We start from the raw sequence: 19014 nt of genomic DNA on the forward strand, positions 1-19014 counted from the left end.
CGTCGGTCAGCTCCTCTCGGGCGCGGCGGTGCCCTCGGCCGGCGTCGTCGTCGGGGCGCCCTCGCCCGGCGTCTTCGCCCCGGCGGCGGCCTCGTCCGCCGTCTTCGGGCGGGTCTGCAGGAAGAGCGGGGTCCGCGGGATGTTCTGGGCGTCCTGGTGGAACGGGTTGCGCTTGTTCTTCAGCGAGAGGTACATGGTGCGGCGGGCCCGCGCCTTTTCCTCGTCCGAGTAGAAGAGGAACGCGATGTTGCCGGCGTTCTCCCGGCCGACCTGGGTGAGCGTCAGGTCCTCGTCGGTCTCCTCCGCGTAGCCGCCCTCGACCAGCCAGTCGACCTCGCGCCGGTACTTCTCGAAGTTGGCGACGTCCGCCTTCTTCACGGTCCCGAAGACCGGGAAGAAGACCATGACGCGGTTCTCGACCTCGTCCTCGCTGCAGATGCGGCCCTGCTCGATGGGGATGATCCCGGCCTCGACCTCGCGCATCCACCGCTCGACGTCGGTGTGGTTGCGGTAGCTGCGCTCGCCCATGTAGTTCTCGGCGGCCGGACCGATGCCGAGGGTGTAGCTGGCGCGGTAACCGTTGCCGCCGCAGGCGTGGTTGAGGCCGATCTCACCCGCGTCGTCGAGGTGGGTGAAGAAGTTGATCAGGAGCTGCTTGTCGTAGCCGTAGTCCGCGAGCCCCTGCTTGATCTGCCGGTACTGCTCGCGCTCGATCGCGCCCGAGGGCTTGACGTCGGCGACCTTGCCCGCGCGGATCTGCTGGTCGAGCCGGGTGCCCTCCCACTGGTTGAAGCGGTAGGTCTGCACGAAGCTGGGGCGCAGCTCGGCGCAGATGCCGTGGAGGTCCTTGGCGAGCACCTCGTCGTCCTGCCCCGGCAGGTTGTACATGAGGTCGAGCGCGAAGGTGCGGATGCCGGCCTTGCGGATGTTCTCGGCCGTCTGGTGGACCTGCTCGACGGTGGCCTTGATGGTGAGCTTCTTGCGGATCTCCGGGTCGAGCGTCTGCACGCCGAAGGAGATGCGGGTGATGCCGAGCGACTTCAGCATCTCGATGTAGCCGTCCTTGGAGAGCCCGAGCGGGCTGCCCTCCAGGGAGATGCCGTCGACCTCACTCAGGTCGAACTCGCGGTGCACGGCCTCCAGGATGGTGGCCATCGAGTCCTGTTCGAGCGCGGAGGGCGTGCCGCCGCCGAACTGGACGTACTTGATCTTCGTGCCCCGGAAGTACTTCGAGCGCGCGTTCCGCTCGATCTCCTTCACCATCGCCTGGACGAACCGCTTCTGCCGCTCGCCCTGGTACTTCGCCGCGGACTCCTTGAAGCACGCGCAGAAGTTGCAGAACGCCTCGCAGAACGGGATGTGGAAGTAGAGCAGGATGTCGGTCTGCTCGGGGTGGGACTGCCGGTCCAGGAAGGAGAAGTACTCGGCCTTCTTCGCCTCGTCGTCGAGGGAGTCCTGGAAGGCGCAGATCTTGGGGTAGAACCACGTGACGTTGGTGCGCTTCTCGGGGCTCTCGAACTCGTCCTTCAGATAGAAGTTCGAGTCGAGCCCGAGCATGAAGGGGTTCTCGACTTGGGTCGTCATGGCCTCGGCTCCCACTCTCTGATCAGGAAGGCTGGCTGGAGGGTTCCCCGTGGGGACCCCGGCTCTCGTGGAGGACCGGGTACGTGGCGCTCATCTCTCCGTTGATCTCGATCCACTGGAGCTTCTCCTCCGGCAGGTCGACGTCCGCCCAGATGGCCTCGGGCGGGCACTCGGCGACGCACGCGTTGCAGTCGATGCATTCCTCGGGGTTGATGTAGAGCATCTCGGGGCCCTCGTGGAAACAGCTCACGGGGCAGACGTCCACACAGTCCGTGTACTTGCAGCCGATGCACTCGTCGGTGACGACGTACGCCATCTTCTCGGTACCTCCGCGCTCTGTGTTTCCGGCGTTCCGGCGTTTCCGGCGTTCTCCGCCGGCTCGTGTCACAGGGGGTGTGACGCCCTCACGCGTGGATCGGCGCGACCTCGGTCAGCCGGCGCATCCAGCCGAAGCGGTCGACCGCCCCGCCCCGGTGGATGCCGTCCAGCAGCTCGCGGAACCGACCGGTCACGGGACCGGCCTCCCCGGAGGCGAACCGGTACTCCTCGCCCTGGTGGCCGAGCGCGGTCACCGGCGCGACGCCCGCCTCGGTGCCGGTGGCGAAGGCCTCGGTGACGGTGCCGTCGGCGATGCCCTTGAGGACCTCCGCCAGCTCCACCGGCCGCTCGACGACCCGCGTCCCGGAGTCCCGTGCCAGCTTGACGACGGAGTCGCGGGTGACACCGGGCAGGACGGAACGGTCGAGGGCCGGAGTGGTCAGCACCCCGTCGATCACGAAGAAGGCGTTGAGGTGACCGATCTGCTGCACGAAGCGGCCCTGCGGCCCGTCGAGCCACAGCACGTGGTCGTACCCGTAGTTGGCGGCGACCTCGCCGGGCACCACGCCGGCCGCCAGCGACCCGGCGTCGTTGACGTCACCGGTGCCGCCGGGCCAGGCCCGGACGTATCCGTCGAGCGCCATCGCCCGGACCGGCCTGCCGGCCGCGGCGGGGTCGGCGACGGAGGCGAGGACGTAGAAGAGGCAGTCGTCGGCGGGGGAGGGGGCGAGCCCCGCCCCGTCGGCGGCGAGCACCGCGCGCAGGTGCAGGGCCGCGCCGGCCTCCGCCGGGAGCCACCCCTGGTCCAGCTCGACCAGGGCGCGCACGGAGCTCCACACCCGGTCGAAGTCGACCTGCGGCAGGGCGAGGCGGCGGGCGCCGTTGTTCAGCCGTTTGACGTGGCTGTCCGGGCGGAACACGGCGACGGTGCCGTCCTCCGTCCGGTACGCCGTGAACGTGTCCACGACCGTCTGGCCGGCCAGCACGGCGGCGGCGGTGGGCCGCAGCGCCGGGATCGCGTCCCGGTCGGCCACGGTGAGACCCTGCCAGGTACGGCGCTTCCCGGTCCGCATGAAGAAGGCGTGATCGGTGAGGACCGGCACGGTCGACCCGTCCGCCTCCGGCCGCGTGCGGGGGGTGGCGGTGGGTGTGACCACCAGTTCGTTGCTCATGCGCGGACACCTTCCTTGTCCTTGAGGTCGACGCCCTCGACGTCGACCCTGACGTCTCCGATGACCGAGGCGACAAGACGCTCGACCCGGTCGAGGGCTCCCTCGAAGTGGATACGGGCGACCCGGTTGCTGAAGATGTCGCCGGGGTCGAGCACCGCGCCCGGCTCCGCCTCCGGAACCAGCTCGCGGAACTCGGGGGCCGAGGTGAACGGCTCGGCACCGGTCAGCGTCCCGGCGAACGTCCCGGGCCGGTCGGTGGTGACGAACGCCAGGCCCGCGCTCACCGGGGAGAGCGGACCCGGTTCGTGCCGCAGCCCCCGGGCGGCGTCCGCCGCCGCGGCGCACAGGTCCACTCCGGGCCCGGCGAGCACGAGTTCGGGGATGTTGTCCCCGGCGAGCCGGGCGCCGACCTCGATCAGCACCGGCCCCCGGTCGCGGACGATCCGGGTCTCGATGTGGAAGGGGCCCACCGACAGCTCGAAGGCCTTGACGACCCGCCGGGCGAACTCCTCCAGGAGCACGCCGTGCGGCGACCCGTCCGGCGCGGTGGCGATGTGCCCCATCTCGAAGAAGTCCGGCTCCGCGGAGAGGAACTTGGTGGTGACGCTGGCCAGGTGCGGGCCGTCCACGTCCACCCAGCCGTCCAGCGAGAACTCCGGCCCCTCGACGTACTCCTCCACCAGGGCCGCCCGGCGCGGGTTGGGATGGAACCTCACCTCGCCCGGGCCGTGCACGGTCGCGCGGGCGCGCCCGTACTCCTCCTCGTCACGGCAGAGGCTCACCATCAGGCTCCCGCCGCAGTCGACGGGCTTCACGACCACCGGGAAGGGCAGCGGGCACGGACCCTCGGACCCGGGCTCCACGAGCGCCGACCGGGGGAACGCGACACCCCGTTCGGCGCACCAGCGGCGCATCACGTCCTTCTGCCGCACGGCCTCGGCCGCGTCCGCGCCGAGCGCCGGGAGGCCGAGGGCCCTGGCCAGCTCGGCGCTCTCCGGCACCGCGTACTCGAAGCCCGCGACGACCCCGGTGGGCCGGGCGCCGGACTCCTCGACGAGCCGGAGCAGCTCCGGCACGCCCCGGTCGGGACGCCAGTCGACGACGGTCGCGGCCGCCCGGACCTCCGGGGGGAGCAGCTCGGGGAACTGGGTGGGGATCAGGCAGGGAACCCCGGACTCCACCACCCGGGCGGCGAGCCGGACCCCCGCCGACAGGGGCTGGACGACGATCAGCACGGCAGGACCTCCGACGACGCTCCGGCGAGGAACCGCTCGTCGTCCCCGAGGAATCCCCAGTCGGGGGCGGGAACGGGCGGTCGCCGGTCGGGGCGGGACATGAACAGGGTGCGGCGGGGCTGGAGTTCGGCGCCGCGCAGCGACTTCGCCCGGTACGAGGTGACACCGAGGTGGACGGCGTCGAGCCCCCGCTCCAGCGCGAGCCGCAGCGGGCCGTACACCGTCGCCTCGAAGTACTCGCCCGAGGCGCCGTGCCCGGCCGCGTAGTCGCAGCCGAAGACCCGCATGTGCAGCGTCCGGCCGTGGACGATGCCGAGCGCGAAGGCGGCCGGCCGGTCCCGGGCGTCCAGGACCTCGGTGACGACCACGTCGCCGCCGGTCCCGTCCTCGCCGCCCCCGATGCTCAGACAGCGGAGCAGGTAGCGGACCGCGCCCTCCTCGCTGAGCTCCTCGCCGTGCCGGGCCTGGACCTGGCAGACGAGCGGCGCGTACCGCTCCAGGTCCGCCGGGTCGGCGGCCACGCTCCGCGACCGGTACCCGCCGGCGGCGAGCCGCTTCAGGTCGCGGCGGACCAGCGAACGCCGGGAGGCGGGCAGCGCCGCCACGTGCTCGTCGAGGTCCGCGCCGCGCGGCCGGAGCACCGCCGTCGGCGGACAGGGCGTGGCGACGGTGGCGAACCCGGGCAGCGCGGCCAGTTCGCGGGCCTCCTCCTCCGGCAGGTACCACCAGGAGACGTGCGAGGCGCCGCGTTCCTCGGCCCGCTCCAGGAGCCGTTCGCAGAGCGCCGCGAGGAGCGGGGCACGGTCCGCGCCGGAGACACCGGGGCCGATCAGCACCCGGTTGTCGTACCCGGTGCGCGAGCCGGCCAGGACCTGCACCTGAGGGGTGTACCCGAGCAGGGTCGCCTCGTTGTAGAGCGGGTTGCTGTCGCCGCCGGACGCCGTGTGGAACGGCACGAGACCGCCGGTCGGGCCGCTCCGGCCGTCGTGGGCGACCAGATACGCCGTGTCGAAGCCGCGGTCGCCCTCCTGGGAGACCGTCCAGCGCCGGGAGCTGTAGAACCCGCCCTCGTCGAGCCACGACTCGTCGGCCGCGTGGGGGTCGAGCCGCGACCGCTCTCCCACCACGAAGGGTGTCAGCGTGTCGTCCATGCCTCGTCCTGCCTCTCGGTCGTGTACGTCCCCCCGGCCAGGACCCAGGTGGCGACGACGCTCAGCACCGCGACGAGCGTGGCGGCCACCGGGGCCGAGGTGAACAGCAGCAGCAGGGCCGCGGCGCCCGCCCCGATCGGGATGGTCCCGAAGGCGAACGTCCGGTACACCGCGTTCACCCGGCCCAGCATCCCTTCGGGCGACACGAGTTGACGCCTGGTCAGGGAGTGCACGTTGTAGAACGCCATGGCCGCGCCGTACACGAGCATGCTCGCGAGGAAGGCCGCCGCGCCCCAGACGCCGAAGCCCAGCGCCCACAGCGCCGCGAGCAGCGCCGCCTGCGAGACCAGCAGCGCCCACACCCAGGAGCGGGCGCCGTCCCCGCCGCCGTACCGCGCGGTGGCCCTGGCGCCGATCACGCTGCCGACGCCCGCCGCGCTGAAGCCGATGCCGAGGAAGGCGACCGAGTGCTCGGCCTCCTGCACCACGGCGATGAACAGCACGCTCAGGGCGACCTGTTCGGCGAGGTTGAACAGGGAACCGGCCGCCACCAGGCGCCGCAGCGGGTCGGACGCCGCCACCGCCGTGAACCCGGCCCGGATGGAAGCGCTCTCCCGGCCGGCGCGGCTCTTCGACGGCATGCGGCGGGCCCGCAGGGCCGCACCGCCGAAGAGGTACGAGAGGGAGTCCAGGGCGAGGGCGAGCCCCGGTCCCAGACCGGAGACGACCAGACCGCCGACGGCGGGCCCGGCGGTCTGCGAGACCGCGTTGACCGCCGCCAACTGCCCGTTGGCCCGCGTCAGGTCCTCGGTGTCCACCGTGTCGGGGACGTAGGCGAGGAGGGCCGTGTCGAACAGCGCGGTGAACGCGCCGAGCAGCACCGCGGCCCCGAACAGCACCGCGTAGTCCAGCAGGGCCAGGGCGGCCAGCGTGACGATCAGGAGCAGGACGAGGGCGCGCGCGAAGTGGGACGCGTACAGCAGCGGCCCCCGGTCCCGCAGGTCCGCGAGCCGCCCCGCGAACGGGGTCACGAGGAGGACGGGCACGAACTGCGCGCCGCTCAGCAGCGCGATCTGCGACGGCGAGGCGTCCAGGTCCACGGCGGCGAGCACGGGCAGGGCCACCAGGGTCAGCTGGGAGCCGGCCGAGGACACCGCCTCGCTCGCCATGAGGGCCTGGAAGGCGGCCGGCAGCCTGCGGCGCGCGGGCGGCGCGTCCTTCCGGAGGGTCCTGCGCATCACACCGCCCCGGTCGTGGAGCCGGTGCCGGACTTTCCGACGTGCAGGGTGAACACCATCGGGACGGGGCCGAAGTTCTCCAGGACCCGCAGACCCTCGGCCTGGGCCGCCCGGCCCGTGGTCACGCAGGCGTCGTACTCCCCGGCCGCGCACAGGGCGGCGGCCCGGGAGTTGCTGCTCGCCAGGGACACGGCGCCCCGGTCGGCCACCAGGCAGCTGGGGGCCGGGTGGGAGACGATCGTCCGGACGTCGGTGCCCTCCGAGCGGCCCGCGAGGACCATGTCGTGGGTGTCCAGGATGAAGCTGTCGACCATTTCGAGCCGGTGCAGGTTCCCGAAGACGAGGTCGTGCAGCCGGGGGTAGACGGCGCACGCCAGGATGGCCTCGCTGCCGTCGAAGCCCATCACGTCGAGCCCGTCCTCGACCTCGGAGTGGAGCAGGACCGTGCCGGCGACACCGCGCTCGGCGAACCAGTGGTGCGCGGCCTTCTCCAGGTTGGTGCCGGAGGGGCCGAGGGTGTGGATTCTCGTGACTCCCGACAGCGTCCCGTCACGGTCGGACTTCAGCCCCGTGCTGGCGTTCATGCGCGTCGTCCCTCGCCCTCGTCTGCGGCCGCTGCGGGCCCGGTGACCGGCAGCAGCCAGCCGTGCGTGTCGGGTGTACGTGCGTGCTGGACGTCCAGGAGGGCGCCGCGCAGCCGTTCGGTCACCGGGCCCTCCTTGCCGTCACCGACGACCAGGTCCTCGCCCGCGGTTCCGAGCCGCCCCACCGCGACGACCACGCCGGCCGTCCCGCAGGCGAACATCTCGGCCAGGGCGCCGGAACGGATCCCGTCGCGGACGGCGTCGATCGCGGTGGGCTCCTCCACGGCCGGCAGGCCGAGGCCGCCGGCGAGGGCGAGGAGGGAGTCGCGGGTGATGCCCCGGACGATCGTGCCGTCGCACGGCGGGGTGGTCAGCCGGGGCCCGTCCTCGCCGTGCCAGACGAAGAAGACGTTCATCGTGCTGAGTTCCTCGACCCAGCGGCGTTCGAGACCGTCGAGCCAGAGGGCCTCGTCGTACCCGGCGGCCTGGGCCTCGGTCCTGGTCAGCAGGCTGGCGGCGTAGTTGCCCGCGCACTTCGCCTCGCCCGTCCCGCCCCGTACCGCGCGCACCGTCTCCGTCGCGGCGGTGACCGCGAGCGGCCGGAAGTCGCTCCCGAAACAGGGGTCGGCGGGGTAGGCCAGGAAGACGCACCGGTAGCGGTGCGAGGGCCTGAGCCCCATCTCGGGCTCGGTGGCGATCAGCAGCGGCCGGACGTACAGGCTCTGCCCGTACCCGCCGGGCACCCACCGCTCGTCGGCGGCGACCAGTTCGGCGCAGGCCCGGGTGAACAGGTCGACGGGCATCTCGGCCATCGCGAGGCGCGCGGCCGAGCGCTGGAGGCGTCGACCGTGGTCGGCCGCCCGGAACAGGGACACCGAACCGTCCGCGCCGCGGAAGGCCTTCATGCCCTCGAAGACGGCCTGCCCGTAGTGGAGCCCCAGCGTCGCGGGATCCATGGGCAGCGTGTCGTACGGCTGGACGCGGGGCTCCGACCAGCCGGCCCCGGCCTCCCACTCCACGACGGCGACCCGTCCGGTGGAGTGGCGGCAGAAACCGGGGTCCCGGAGGATCCGGTCGAGGGCGGGCGGTGCGGGCGCTCCGGGCGGGCCGGACGCGGGTGTCTCAGACATGGACCTCGGAACCCCACAGACCGATCGGTGCCAGGGGGCCGCCGTACCGGTCGGGCTTGCTCTCCGGCTTCCGCAGGAGCGTCCCGTAGAGGAAGTCCACCGCCCCCGTCCGGTAGGCGTCGTCGTCCTCGGTCGTCTCGATCTCCTCGATCCGCCGGACGAGTTCGCGGACGCACTCCACGATCTCCGGCTTGGAGCCGAGGGCGCGCCGCCCCCGCCCGTCGTCGGTGAACAGGCCGTGCGCGGCGAGCCAGGTGCCGAGCGCGAAGCCCGTACCGGAGTCGAAGTTGCGCAGTGGTTCGGGCTGCGCCGGGTAGCGGAAGAGCCGTTCGAGCAGGATGTACTCGAAGACGACGGGGCCGTACGGCACGTCCTCCTCGAAGCAGGCGATCGCCGACTTCATGTCGACCTTGAGCTCCTCCAGGAGCCCGGGCCGCCACTTCGTCTTGAGCGCCAGGTGCCGGTCGAGCGGGCGGGGGCCGGTGTGGTGGAAGTAGTCGTGCATGTACCCCCAGACGCACCGGGCCTGGTACACGTCCTCGGGGTCGATCCCGGGGGAGACGAGGCCGGAGTCACCGGCGAACGGGGACCCGGGGCCGCAGAGCCGCTCCGTGATCGCCAGGGTCTGGGCGTAGATGTCGACGTGCCGGTCGAAGAAGAACCAGGCGAAGTTCTGGTGGGTACATCGGCCGGCCGCCGGGATGTTCTCCGGGAAGAACACCACGCAGTTGCCCTCCCGCAGCCCCCGGGAGGCGGAGAGCAGCCGGGTCGACTGGAAGACGGCCTTGGGGTGCGGATAGACGTCCTGGAGGTACGGCGTGCAGTCGGGGTCCTGCCGGACCACGGAGAACGCCTCGATGTGCACCTCGTGGCGGTCGCTGTTGGGAAGGATCACAGGGCCGATGTACGCGGCGGCCTCACCGTCCGCCGGGGCCGGCACGGTGTCCCGGGTGGCGTCGAACTCCGGCACGCCCTCGCACCCGGCCTCCGCCCAGGTCGCCAAGTCGCCCAGTGTGGCTGATATCTGACGCTCCGACAGAAGTCCGGAGAGTCCTTCGACGGCCACGCGCACCTCGTCGAGGACCGCGCTCGGGTCCCCCTCCGTCTCGCCGCTCCGCACCGCCCTGAGGCGGTCCACGGCGGGGACGACCCGTCGTTCGAAATCCAGAAGCTGGGCAACGGTACGCGGACCCATTCCACCCCCCACAGCAATGGCCCCAAAAACGGAGCCACGGGGGCTCCGCTCGTCACACCTACGTCAAGCACTGCCGGTCGCCAGGGACGCTAACACTCCAACTCGGCTCCGAACAATGGATGTTCGAAGATCGGGATGTCGACTCCTCGACCTGCGACAACGCGTGCCGGGGCACGCCCGCCCGCACCGGCGCGCGCGAGGTGCCGTCCGGAAACACGGAACCGCCCCGCACGCCGGGGCGTGCGGGGCGGTCGTGCCCGGAAGGGGCCCGTGATCAGCCGGTGACCGGAGCCCCGACGGGGGCCTGGGTGTCGGCGGACGCCCGGGCGGCCAGGGCCTTCTGGGCGAGGGCGCCGAAGACCACGCCGAACACCGCCCACAGCACGGCCTGGACCCCCAGGGAGGCCAGCCTGAACTCCCAGAGGAGCGCGGCGGGGAAGCCCGCCTGGACGGCGTCGTCGTTGGCCGGAAGCAGCGCGAACGCGAGACCCGTCACGACGAGGAAACCGGCGGCGGCGACCAGCGTCGCGTTCCAGTTGCCCAGGCGCGGAGCGAGCCGCCGTCCGATGACCACCGCGGCGAGACCGAGGAGCACGCTGAGCAGGATCATCAGGAAGAACAGCGTGGTGCGCTTCCCGATCGTGTCCGGGTTGCCGACCGCCGGCGGGGTCGCCGGATACTTCAGGAACGGCACCAGGTAGACGGTGGTGAACGCCGCCGCCGCGGTGAGCGCCGCGGTCGCCCGGGGGCTGAACCGGCCGACGCGGCCGAGCGCGAAGGAGAACGCGAGCGCGGCGATGCCGCCGAGCGCCACGCCGTAGACGAGGACACCGGTCGCCAGGCCGAAGGTGGACTGGACGGGGCGGCTGACCACCTCCTCCTCTTCCTCCGCGGCCTCCGCGCCGGCGGTGCCGTGCCCGGCGTGCGCCTCCTTGGCGGCCTGCGCCTCCTCGACGGCTATGGAGCCGTTCACGGAGGGCTCACCGAACACGTAGGCGACGCCGAAGGCGAAGAGACCGGCGATCAGGCCCGCGAGCATGCCGCGGACCAGCAGGGATCTGACAGTTGAGGCGTGCATGTGCGGAACGCCTCTCAGTGGCAGGGGAAGCCGAGCAGATGACGTCCGTCGTGCACCCATTCGTGCACGTCGGACCCCGCGAACAGGGACGTGGCCCCCTGCTCGGCGCCCACGAAGTACAGGGCGATCAGCGCGAGGAGCCCGACGAAGAAGGCCCAGGGGAGAACGGCCCGTACGGGCAGCGGAGCCGGTACGGCCACGGAAGGGGCGGATGCGGCAGCGGAGACGACAGCCTCGGCCATGATGAAACCTCCTGCGGGGAACTCGCGTCCCTGACGGTGGTGCAGGACGACGGTCCACGGGTCTGACTCACCGTGACACCACCCTCGGGGGTGCCACGGCATACAGTGGCGCGACCGTGCCGGATTCACACCGGACTTCCGTCTCGCCGTCGTCACGCTGTTCAAATGTCGCCCGACCGTACCGCGCACCCGGGCCGTCGCCAAGAGCGTGAGGCATGAATCACTGCCGTACGCCCACGGGCTGAGACGCGGTCCGGCGGTACCCTTGCCGCCGCCCCAGGCGCCCACCCGGAAGGAAGCCGATGACCGTCCGGCTGACGCTGATCTCCCCCGCGACCAACGGGGCGCTGCGCGACGTCGGGTTCGACGACGACAGCCCGCTCGACCCCTCGGGGATCGCCGCCGCCGAGTCCCTCGCCTCCGCCGTCGACCCGTCCTCCCGCGCCTACGCCTCGCCGTCCGCGCGCTGCCGCCGCACCGCCGAGGCCCTCGGGCTGCGGGCGGAACCCGTGACCGAACTCGCCGGCTGCGCCATGGGGCGCTGGAGGGGACGCCTTCTCGCGTCCGTCGCCGCCACCGAGGAGGCCGCGGTCGGTGTCTGGCTGTCCGACCCGGCGGCGGCCCCGCACGGCGGGGAGTCACTGCGCGAGCTGCGCGTACGGGTCGGCGCCTGGCTCGACGGAGTGCGGTCGGGCTCCGGACGCGTCACGGTCGTCGCCGAACCGGACGTGATCCGCGCCGCGACGGTCCACGCCCTCGGGGCGCCGGACGAGACCGCCTGGCGCCTCGACGTCCGCCCCCTCGCCGCCGTCCACCTCAGTGGACGCGCCGGGCGCTGGAACCTGCGCGTCGGCGACCCGCTCGGGCCCGCGTAGCACGACGCCCCCCACCGGTCGGCGGGGGGCGTCGTGTCGGGCGGGGGTCAGGCGGCGGGGCGCCGCCACTCACGGAGCAGCAGATAGCCCAGGTACGCGCCGCCGACGGCCATCGTGTACAGACCGACGGGCAGGTCGTCGAAGAGCGGCAACTGCTGTGCGGCGAGGTCGGCGAGGACCAGGAGCAGGGCGCCGAGCAGGGTGGACATGACCAGGTGCGGGCCCCCGCTCCGGGTGACGCGCTTGGCGATCTGCGGCGCGGTCAGGGAGACGAACGCGATGGGCCCGGCCACGCTCACGGCTCCGGCGGACAGGACGATCGACAGCGCGACCGCCCAGGTCGCGGTGCGGCCCGGACGGGCGCCCAGACCGGTCGACAGGTCGTCGCCCATCTCCCCGACGCTCAGGGGCCGCGCGAGAAGCGCCGCGAACGGCACGCAGACGAGGAGCACCGTCCAGATGGTCGCCGCGTCGTCCCAGGACCGGGCGGAGAGACTGCCGTTGATGTAGGCGGTCAGCGCGCTGGCCTTGTCGCGCTCGACGGCGTAGACCACGTACTGGGTCAGCGCCGTCGCCATCGCGGCCACGCCGATGCCGGCCACCACGAGCCGCCCCGGGCTGCGGAACCCGGTGCCCGTGGAGAGGAAGACGACCGCCATCGCGAGGACCGCGCCGAGCAGGGCGCCGACGGCCACCGGCAGGACGTCGGGCAGGAACAGGGCGGCGGCGGCCGCTCCCGCGCCGGCTCCGGCGCCGAGCCCGATCACGTCGGGGCTGCCCAGCGGGTTGCGGGTGACGGACTGGAACAGCGCCCCGGACAGTCCGAAGGCGGCGCCGGTGGCGATGGCCACCACGAGCCGGGGGCCGCGCAGCCTGTTGAGGACGAAGGCGTTCTTGCCGGTGGCGTCACCGGCGAGGGCCGACGGCAGATCGGGCAGGTCGATGCCGAGCCGCCCCAGCGACAGGGTGGCGACGGCCGCGACGAGGAGCAGCAGCAGGCTCACCGCGGCGACGACCACGGAGCGGCCGCGCACGGGTACGGCGACCCACGGGCCGATCCGCAGGATCCGGCGGCGCGCGGGGCGCGACCCGCGGGCCGCCGTCCCCGCGCTGCCCGTGGTGGCGGTCGGAGCGGTGGCCGGGTCGGCGGTCTTCATGCCGCTCCCCTCATACGACGGACGGCGAAGAGCAGGGCGGGGGCCCCGACGAAGGCGGTGACGACGCCGACCATGAGCTCCTGCGGGCGCATCACGACCCGGCCGATGACGTCGGCGAAGAGCAGCAGCGCGGGCCCGAGGAGGGAGGTGAGGAGGATCTGGGCCCGGAAGTCCGCGCCCACCAGGATCCGCACCACGTGCGGGACGGCGAGGCCGACGAAGGCGATGGGTCCGACGGCGGCCGTCGCGGCGGCGGCCAGCAGGGTCGCGGCGAGCAGCCCCGCCCCCTTGACGCGGGCCGGACTGATGCCGAGGGAGGCGGCCTTGTCGTCGCCCATCGCCATCGCGTTGAGTCCTGGCGCCAGCAGCAGGGCCAGCAGGAAGCCGGCCCCGGCGAACGGCAGGACCGCCCACAGGGCGTCGAAGCCGCGCCCGCCGAGCGCGCCCACCACCCAGTAGCGGTAGGTGTCGAAGACCCGCGGGTTGGACAGGGCGACGGCCTGGATGAACGCGGCGAGGATCGCGGAGAGGACCGCGCCGGCGAGCACCAGACGGACCGGTCCGCCCCCGCCGCCCGCGGTGCCGACGACGTGGACGGCGACACCGGTCAGGAGGGCGCCGAGGAGGGCCCACCAGATGGTCTCCCGCTGCCCCGAGGCGCCGAGGAAGGCGGTGGCGGCGACGATGCTCGCGGAGGCGCCCGCGTTGATGCCGAGCAGCCCCGGCTCGGCGAGCGGATTGCGCGTGATGCCCTGCATCAACGTGCCCGCGACGGCGAGGCAGAGGCCGGCGAGCACGCCGAGGGCGGTGCGCGGGTAGCGGCTCTCGACGACGGTACGGAGATACTCGTCGCCGCCGCCGGTGACGACCCGCAGGACGTCACCGGCGGACGTCGCCCTGCTGCCGAACATCACGCTGGCGAGCAGGGCGAGGGCGAGCAGGCCCAGACACAGGAGGGCGGCCATGACATGCCGGGCGGGGCCCCGCCGTACCACGGCGGGGCCTCGACCGGTGCTGGAGAGTGTGGTCACCTCGGGACCGCTGCTACTTCCCGGCCTTGGCGACGGCCTTGTCGATCATCGGCAGGTAGCGCTCGATGCTGTACGGGACCGTCAGCGGGTTGATCATCGACGAGGCGGTGACGAACGGCGTGTCGTGGCTGTAGACGAGCGCGTCCTTCTTCACGGCGGGGATGGCCGCGTAGAGGGGCTGGGCCTCGACGGTCTTGCGGGACTTCTCGTCCATGTAGAACGTGAACGCGATGTCGCTCTTGGCGAGCTTGTTGGCGTTCTCCAGGCCGATCAGGGCCGAGTCGGTGCCCTCGGTCTCCTTGAAGGTGTCGACGACCGGGTCGACCTTGAGGCCCAGCTTGGAGACCATCGCGACGCGCTGCTCCTCGGGCTTGAAGACGCCGAGGGTGCCGGGGCCGGTGTTGTAGATGTACGAGAACGTGACGTTCTTGTAGTTCGGGCGGGAGGCGGCCGCGTCGGCGAGCTGCTGGTCGATCTTCGACTCCAGCTCCTTGGCCTTCTCCGGCTGACCGAGCGCCTTGGCGACGATCTCGATCTGCTGGTCCCAGTTGGTGCTCCACGCCTTCTCGGGGTAGGCGACGGTCGGCGCGATGTCCTTGAGGATGTCGTACTGCTTCTGCGTCAGGCCGGACCAGGGGGCGAGGATGACGTCGGGCTCGAGCTCGGTGATGGCCTCGATGTCGAGCTCCTCGCCGCCCTTGAACTGCTTGGGCAGCGTGGCGCCGGACTTCGTCACGGCCTCGTGGATCCAGGGGAGGTAGCCGGACTTGTCGCTGCCCCAGGGGTACTCCTCGATGCCGACCGGGACGTTGCCGAGGGCGATGGCGGTCTCGGCGGAACCCTGGCCGAGGGTCACCACGCGCTTGGGCTTGTCCTTGATGACGGCGTCGCCGAGGGCGCTCTTGATGGTGACGGGGAAGGCGCCCGCCGGGGCCTTGGCCGCCGACCCCGCCGCGTCGTCCTTCTTGTCGTCCGAGCCGCATCCGGTCACCAGCAGGCCGAGCGAGACCGTGGCGGCGCCCGCCACGAGAACGCGACGGCTGAGGGGGGTGAACACAGAAGGCATGGTGGTTCCTTGTCTCCGGGCAGGGGGGGTGCGCCGAGGCCGCGACGGACGCCCCCACGGACGGAAGTGCGCGGGTCGGCGGCCAACTCGGTGCTTGTTAGGTGAGCCTAACCTATTCCGCTTCTGCCTCGATCACCAGGGCCCTACGGCGCGACGGCCTTCCGCAGCGTGTGCAGACACAGCGAGAGCGCCGTGTGCTTCGGGGTGGCGTGGTCGCGCGCCTGGAGCCAGGCGGTGTAGAGCAGCGCCCACATGACCTCCTGGAGCCAGTCGGCGTCCACCTCGGGGTCGAGCGTCCCCTCCTCCTGGCCGCGCCGGAGGAGGGAGCGCAGCGCGAGGTCGGCCGGGGTCTCCTGCTCGATGCCGGACCAGGCGATGAACTGCGGCACGTCGTAGAGCAGCAGCAGGCGGTCGCCGAGCTCGAAGAACTCCAGGCAGAGCCGCTCCACCGCCTCGGGGGCCGGGCCCTCGTCGAGCCGTGCCCGGCCGGTCGCCCCGGCCACCCGCTCGCGGACGTCCGCGCCGATGGCCGCGAGCAGGTCCGAGCGCTCCGGGAAGTAGCGGTGGACGGTGGTCCGTCCCACGCCGGCCGCCCCGGCCACGTCGCCGAGGGAGGCGGTGTGGTCGGCGGAGAGGACGGAGACGGCGGCGTCGAGGATCGCGCGCCGGGTGCGCAGGCGGGTGGCGCTCTCGGCGGTGGCCGCGCGCCGCGCGGGCATGTCGTCGTACCCCATGCGCATACGGTAACGCCCCATTCTGTTCCGGAAACCTTTTGACCTTTATGGAACAGAGGTGTTCCATTGACGGCATGACCGCATCCGCGACGTCCGCCGCCGACCCCCGTGACCGTGCCCCCGTCCGTACGACCGCGCCACGGCTGCGCGTCCTGTGGTCCTTCGCCCGCCCGCACCGCACCACCCTGGTCCAGGGCCTCCTCCTCGCCCTGGTCGCGTCCGCCCTCGGCCTCGCCACACCCATGGTCACCAAGGCGGTCCTCGACGCGCTGGGCGGCTCCTCCTCCCTCACGGGACCCGTGACGGCGCTCCTCCTCCTGCTCGTCGTCGGCTCCGCCGTCTCCTACCGGCAGTGGACCCTGCTCGGGGCGCTGGGCGAGCGCGTCGTCCTCGACGCCCGCGAGTCGATGGTGCGGAGCTTCCTGCGCGCCACCGTGCCCGGCGTGACCCGCCGTCCGACCGGCGAACTGGTCACCCGCGTCACCTCCGACACGCTCCTGCTGCGCGAGGCCACCGCCGCCTCCCTCGTCGGCCTGGTCAACGGGGCGGTCATGCTCGTGGGCAGCCTCGTCCTCATGGGGGTCCTCGACCCGGTGCTGCTCGCCACCACGGTGGCGGCCGTCGTCCTCGTCGGCCTGGTCTTCGCCCTCCTCATGCCCGGGATAGCCCAGGCGCAGCAGCAGGCCCAGGAGCACGTGGGGCGGCTCGGCGGCGCCCTGGAGGGAACGCTGCGGGCGATCCGCACCGTCAAGGTCAACCGCGCCGAGGAGCGCATGACCGAGCGGATCATGGCCGACGCGCGCGCCTCGGCCGAGCACGGCGTCCGGGCCGTACGCCGCGAGGCACTGGCCTGGACGACCGCCTGGTCCGGCGTCAACCTGGCGATCATCGCGATCCTCGCCGTCGGGGCCTGGCGCGTCGGCGAGGGCCGGCTCGAAGTGTCCGGCCTCATCGCCTTCCTGCTGTACGCCTTCGCCCTCATGGACCCGATCACCGAACTCACCCAGAACGTGACCACCCTGCAGTCCGGCATCGCCGCGGCCGAGCGCATCCGGCAGGCCGACGCCCTGCCGGCCGAGGAGACCGCCCCCGCCACGGCCCCGCGCGCCGGGGAACCCCGCGACGACCTGCCCGTCCTGGAACTCAGGAACGTCACCGCGGCCTACGGGCCGGACGCCGGGGCGGCGGTGCGGAACGTCGACCTCGTCATCCCCCGGCGCGGCCACACCGCCGTCGTCGGCCCCTCGGGAGCGGGCAAGACCACCCTGCTCTCCCTGGTCCTGCGGTTCCTGGAACCCACGGCCGGCGAACTCCTCCTCGACGGACGGCCCTACCGCGACCACGCCCACGCCGACATCCGGGCCCGGCTCGCCTACGTCGAACAGGACACCCCCGTCGTCCCCGGGACGATCCGCGACAACCTGCTGCTCGCCCGCCCCGACGCCACCCCGGACGACCTCCGCCGCGTCCTGCGGGACGTACGGCTCGCGGAGAAGGTCGACGCCCTGGACGAGGGCCTCGACACGCCCCTCGCCGCGGCGGCCGTCTCCGGCGGCGAACGCCAGCGCATCGCCCTGGCCCGCGCGCTCCTCGCCACCCCCGACGTCCTGCTCCTCGACGAGGCCACCGCACAGCTGGACGGCCTGACCGAAGCGGCCGTGCAGGAATGCGTCCGCTCCCGCGCGGACAGCGGCGCCGTGGTGACCATCGCCCACCGTCTGTCGACCGTGGTCGACGCCGACACCATCGTCGTCATGGAGGCCGGCCGGGTCCGCGCCCGGGGCCGGCACGAGGAACTCCTCGCCTCGGACACCCTCTACCGCGAACTGGTCGAGTCCCTGCGCATCGCCGCCGACACCGGTGTCCGCGCGACCTGAGCGCGGTCCTCCGGCGGGGACGGCCGGCTACGTCACCGTGTGGGCGACGGCGCCGACGTGCCCGTCGGGGAGGAGCACGTCGGCGAGGCGGAGACCGGCGACCGGGGCGGGGGCGAGGCCCGTCCCCACATAGGGGTCGACCGCGCCCCGGGCCAGGGCCACGCCCGTCGCCTTCAGCGCGGCCTCCTTCCGGGACCAGCAGCGCGCGAAGGCACCCGCGCGGGCGTTGACCGGAAGGGCCGCCAACTCCGCCCGCTCGCGGGGGTGGAGGGCGGAACCCACGTCCCGCACCACGCCGTCGGCCGGCACGGTCTCCACGTCCACCCCCACCGGCCCGGACGCCACGGCCACCAGGACGCGGTCGCCCCCGTGGGAGAGCGAGAAGTGCGCGTCCCGGTGGTCGGGCAGCCAGGGCTTGCCGTGCGGGCCGCCGCATCCGGCACAGGCCTCGCGCGCGAAGACCAGCCGGTCGGGCCGCACACCCACCCGCTCGGCCAGGACCAGGCGCAGCAGCACATGGCCGACCACGTACCGGTCGGCGTCCGCCGGGCGCCGGAAGGCCCCGGCCCTGGCCGTCTCCGCGGAGTCGAGCAGCGGGGCGAGCGCGCGGGCGGCCGCCGCGTTCGGGTGCACGGCGGCGGCCACCACGCCGGGATGGCCCGGCAGTTCCTCGTAGCGCACGGGACGGCTCAGAAGACCCGGTCGGTCGTCGTGACGACCGCGCACCGGCCCGCCGCCCATTCCAGGGCCATGCGGTGCTCGCGCTCGGAGAAGTCGGCGACGGCGTCGGCGACGACGAAGGCCTGGATGTCCTGCATCCACGCGTCGCAGGCGGTCATCAGGACGCCGATGTGCGCGTACACGCCGGTGATCACCAGCTGGTCGCGGCCCTGCTCGCGCAGCTGCTCCAGGAGGTCGGTGCGGACGAAGGCGCTGTACTTCCACTTCGTCAGGAGCGTGTCGCCGGGCTCCGGGGCGACGGCGTCGGCGATGGCCACGGCGTGCGGGTCGGCCGGGACCCCGGGGCCCCAGAAGTCCTGCTGGAGGCCGCGCTGTTCGGGGGTCTGGCCGCCGGGCTGGGCGGTGTAGACGACGGGCACACCGAGCCGGGCGGCCTCCTTGCGGAGCCGGTCGAGGTTGGCGAGCAGGGCGGTGATCGGCTCGGCCTCGGCGTCGAAGGGGGTGAGGAAGTGGTTCTGCAGGTCGTGCACGAGGAGCACGGCGCGGTCCGGGTCGACGGTCCACTCCACCCGGTTGGCGGGGAGCTCGCCGGGGCGGGGCATGGGGTAGGGCGCGACGGTGGGCAGGGTCATGACGGTTCCGTTTCGGCGGGTGCTGGTGCTGGTG

Annotated in this window: 19 protein-coding genes; 2 read left to right on the top strand and 17 right to left on the bottom strand. The window is 72.9% G+C overall.

The window, feature by feature from the left end:
• Positions 1 to 6: 6 nt before the first annotated feature.
• The 11 genes from ABT129_RS13995 to ABT129_RS14045 form a co-directional block, all read right to left on the bottom strand.
• On the bottom strand, positions 7 to 1584 hold the full coding sequence (locus ABT129_RS13995; protein WP_351900509.1) for a coproporphyrinogen-III oxidase family protein: 1578 nt from the start codon (positions 1582 to 1584) through the stop codon (positions 7 to 9).
• Between the two features lie 22 nt (positions 1585 to 1606).
• A complete protein-coding gene (locus ABT129_RS14000; protein ID WP_351900510.1) occupies positions 1607 to 1900 on the bottom strand; it encodes a 4Fe-4S dicluster domain-containing protein in 294 nt (97 codons plus the stop codon).
• An 88-nt stretch (positions 1901 to 1988) separates the two neighbouring features.
• Positions 1989 to 3074 carry an aminotransferase class IV gene (locus tag ABT129_RS14005; protein ID WP_351900511.1) on the bottom strand — a complete coding sequence of 362 codons (1086 nt, stop codon included), beginning with the start codon at positions 3072 to 3074 and terminating at the stop codon, positions 1989 to 1991.
• Entirely contained in the window at positions 3071 to 4309 is a 1239-nt protein-coding gene (locus ABT129_RS14010; protein WP_351900513.1) for an ATP-grasp domain-containing protein, read from the bottom strand. The genes ABT129_RS14005 and ABT129_RS14010 overlap by 4 nt, the downstream gene beginning before the upstream one ends.
• Positions 4303 to 5460 carry a GNAT family N-acetyltransferase gene (locus tag ABT129_RS14015; RefSeq protein WP_351900514.1) on the bottom strand — a complete coding sequence of 386 codons (1158 nt, stop codon included), beginning with the start codon at positions 5458 to 5460 and terminating at the stop codon, positions 4303 to 4305. Before ABT129_RS14015 ends, ABT129_RS14010 begins: the two co-directional genes overlap by 7 nt.
• Positions 5445 to 6698 carry an MFS transporter gene (locus ABT129_RS14020; protein ID WP_351900515.1) on the bottom strand — a complete coding sequence of 418 codons (1254 nt, stop codon included), beginning with the start codon at positions 6696 to 6698 and terminating at the stop codon, positions 5445 to 5447. Before ABT129_RS14020 ends, ABT129_RS14015 begins: the two co-directional genes overlap by 16 nt.
• Positions 6698 to 7282, bottom strand: coding sequence for a type 2 periplasmic-binding domain-containing protein (locus tag ABT129_RS14025; protein WP_351900517.1), 585 nt, complete (start codon positions 7280 to 7282; stop codon positions 6698 to 6700). Before ABT129_RS14025 ends, ABT129_RS14020 begins: the two co-directional genes overlap by 1 nt.
• The gene (locus ABT129_RS14030) at positions 7279 to 8412 is read right to left on the bottom strand and encodes a branched-chain amino acid aminotransferase (protein ID WP_351900518.1); all 1134 of its coding nucleotides are present in this window, start codon (positions 8410 to 8412) and stop codon (positions 7279 to 7281) included. The genes ABT129_RS14025 and ABT129_RS14030 overlap by 4 nt, the downstream gene beginning before the upstream one ends.
• Positions 8405 to 9550 carry a DUF6421 family protein gene (locus tag ABT129_RS14035; RefSeq protein ID WP_351900520.1) on the bottom strand — a complete coding sequence of 382 codons (1146 nt, stop codon included), beginning with the start codon at positions 9548 to 9550 and terminating at the stop codon, positions 8405 to 8407. The genes ABT129_RS14030 and ABT129_RS14035 overlap by 8 nt, the downstream gene beginning before the upstream one ends.
• Positions 9551 to 9881: 331 nt before the next feature.
• On the bottom strand, positions 9882 to 10685 hold the full coding sequence (locus ABT129_RS14040; RefSeq protein ID WP_351900521.1) for a CbtA family protein: 804 nt from the start codon (positions 10683 to 10685) through the stop codon (positions 9882 to 9884).
• 14 nt (positions 10686 to 10699) lie between these two features.
• Complete coding sequence (locus tag ABT129_RS14045) at positions 10700 to 10927, bottom strand: CbtB domain-containing protein (RefSeq protein ID WP_351900523.1); 228 nt, start codon at positions 10925 to 10927, stop codon at positions 10700 to 10702.
• Positions 10928 to 11229: 302 nt separating this feature from the next.
• Here ABT129_RS14045 and ABT129_RS14050 point away from each other — a divergent pair, with 302 nt between their 5' ends.
• A complete protein-coding gene (locus ABT129_RS14050; protein ID WP_351900524.1) occupies positions 11230 to 11802 on the top strand; it encodes a histidine phosphatase family protein in 573 nt (190 codons plus the stop codon).
• A gap of 47 nt (positions 11803 to 11849) precedes the next feature.
• On the opposite strand, the gene ABT129_RS14055 is transcribed toward ABT129_RS14050, so the two are convergent.
• From ABT129_RS14055 to ABT129_RS14070, 4 genes are all read right to left on the bottom strand, one after another.
• Positions 11850 to 12959 (bottom strand): FecCD family ABC transporter permease, encoded by a 1110-nt coding sequence (locus ABT129_RS14055; protein WP_351900525.1) that lies wholly within the window; start codon positions 12957 to 12959, stop codon positions 11850 to 11852.
• Positions 12956 to 13990 (bottom strand): FecCD family ABC transporter permease, encoded by a 1035-nt coding sequence (locus ABT129_RS14060; protein ID WP_502981757.1) that lies wholly within the window; start codon positions 13988 to 13990, stop codon positions 12956 to 12958. The genes ABT129_RS14055 and ABT129_RS14060 overlap by 4 nt, the downstream gene beginning before the upstream one ends.
• Positions 13991 to 14003: 13 nt before the next feature.
• On the bottom strand, positions 14004 to 15056 hold the full coding sequence (locus tag ABT129_RS14065; RefSeq protein ID WP_351900527.1) for an iron-siderophore ABC transporter substrate-binding protein: 1053 nt from the start codon (positions 15054 to 15056) through the stop codon (positions 14004 to 14006).
• 143 nt (positions 15057 to 15199) lie between these two features.
• Positions 15200 to 15790 (bottom strand): TetR/AcrR family transcriptional regulator, encoded by a 591-nt coding sequence (locus tag ABT129_RS14070; protein WP_351900528.1) that lies wholly within the window; start codon positions 15788 to 15790, stop codon positions 15200 to 15202.
• 74 nt (positions 15791 to 15864) lie between these two features.
• Between ABT129_RS14070 and ABT129_RS14075 the strand changes: the two genes are divergently transcribed.
• On the top strand, positions 15865 to 17667 hold the full coding sequence (locus ABT129_RS14075) for an ABC transporter ATP-binding protein (protein ID WP_351900530.1): 1803 nt from the start codon (positions 15865 to 15867) through the stop codon (positions 17665 to 17667).
• 27 nt (positions 17668 to 17694) lie between these two features.
• On the opposite strand, the gene ABT129_RS14080 is transcribed toward ABT129_RS14075, so the two are convergent.
• On the bottom strand, positions 17695 to 18348 hold the full coding sequence (locus ABT129_RS14080; protein WP_351900531.1) for a 4'-phosphopantetheinyl transferase family protein: 654 nt from the start codon (positions 18346 to 18348) through the stop codon (positions 17695 to 17697).
• A gap of 8 nt (positions 18349 to 18356) precedes the next feature.
• Complete coding sequence (locus tag ABT129_RS14085) at positions 18357 to 18980, bottom strand: isochorismatase family protein (protein WP_351900533.1); 624 nt, start codon at positions 18978 to 18980, stop codon at positions 18357 to 18359.
• Positions 18981 to 19014 lie beyond the last annotated feature (34 nt).

Source organism: Streptomyces sp. NPDC002057, assembly GCF_040296665.1.
In the GTDB taxonomy this organism is placed as follows: domain Bacteria; phylum Actinomycetota; class Actinomycetes; order Streptomycetales; family Streptomycetaceae; genus Streptomyces.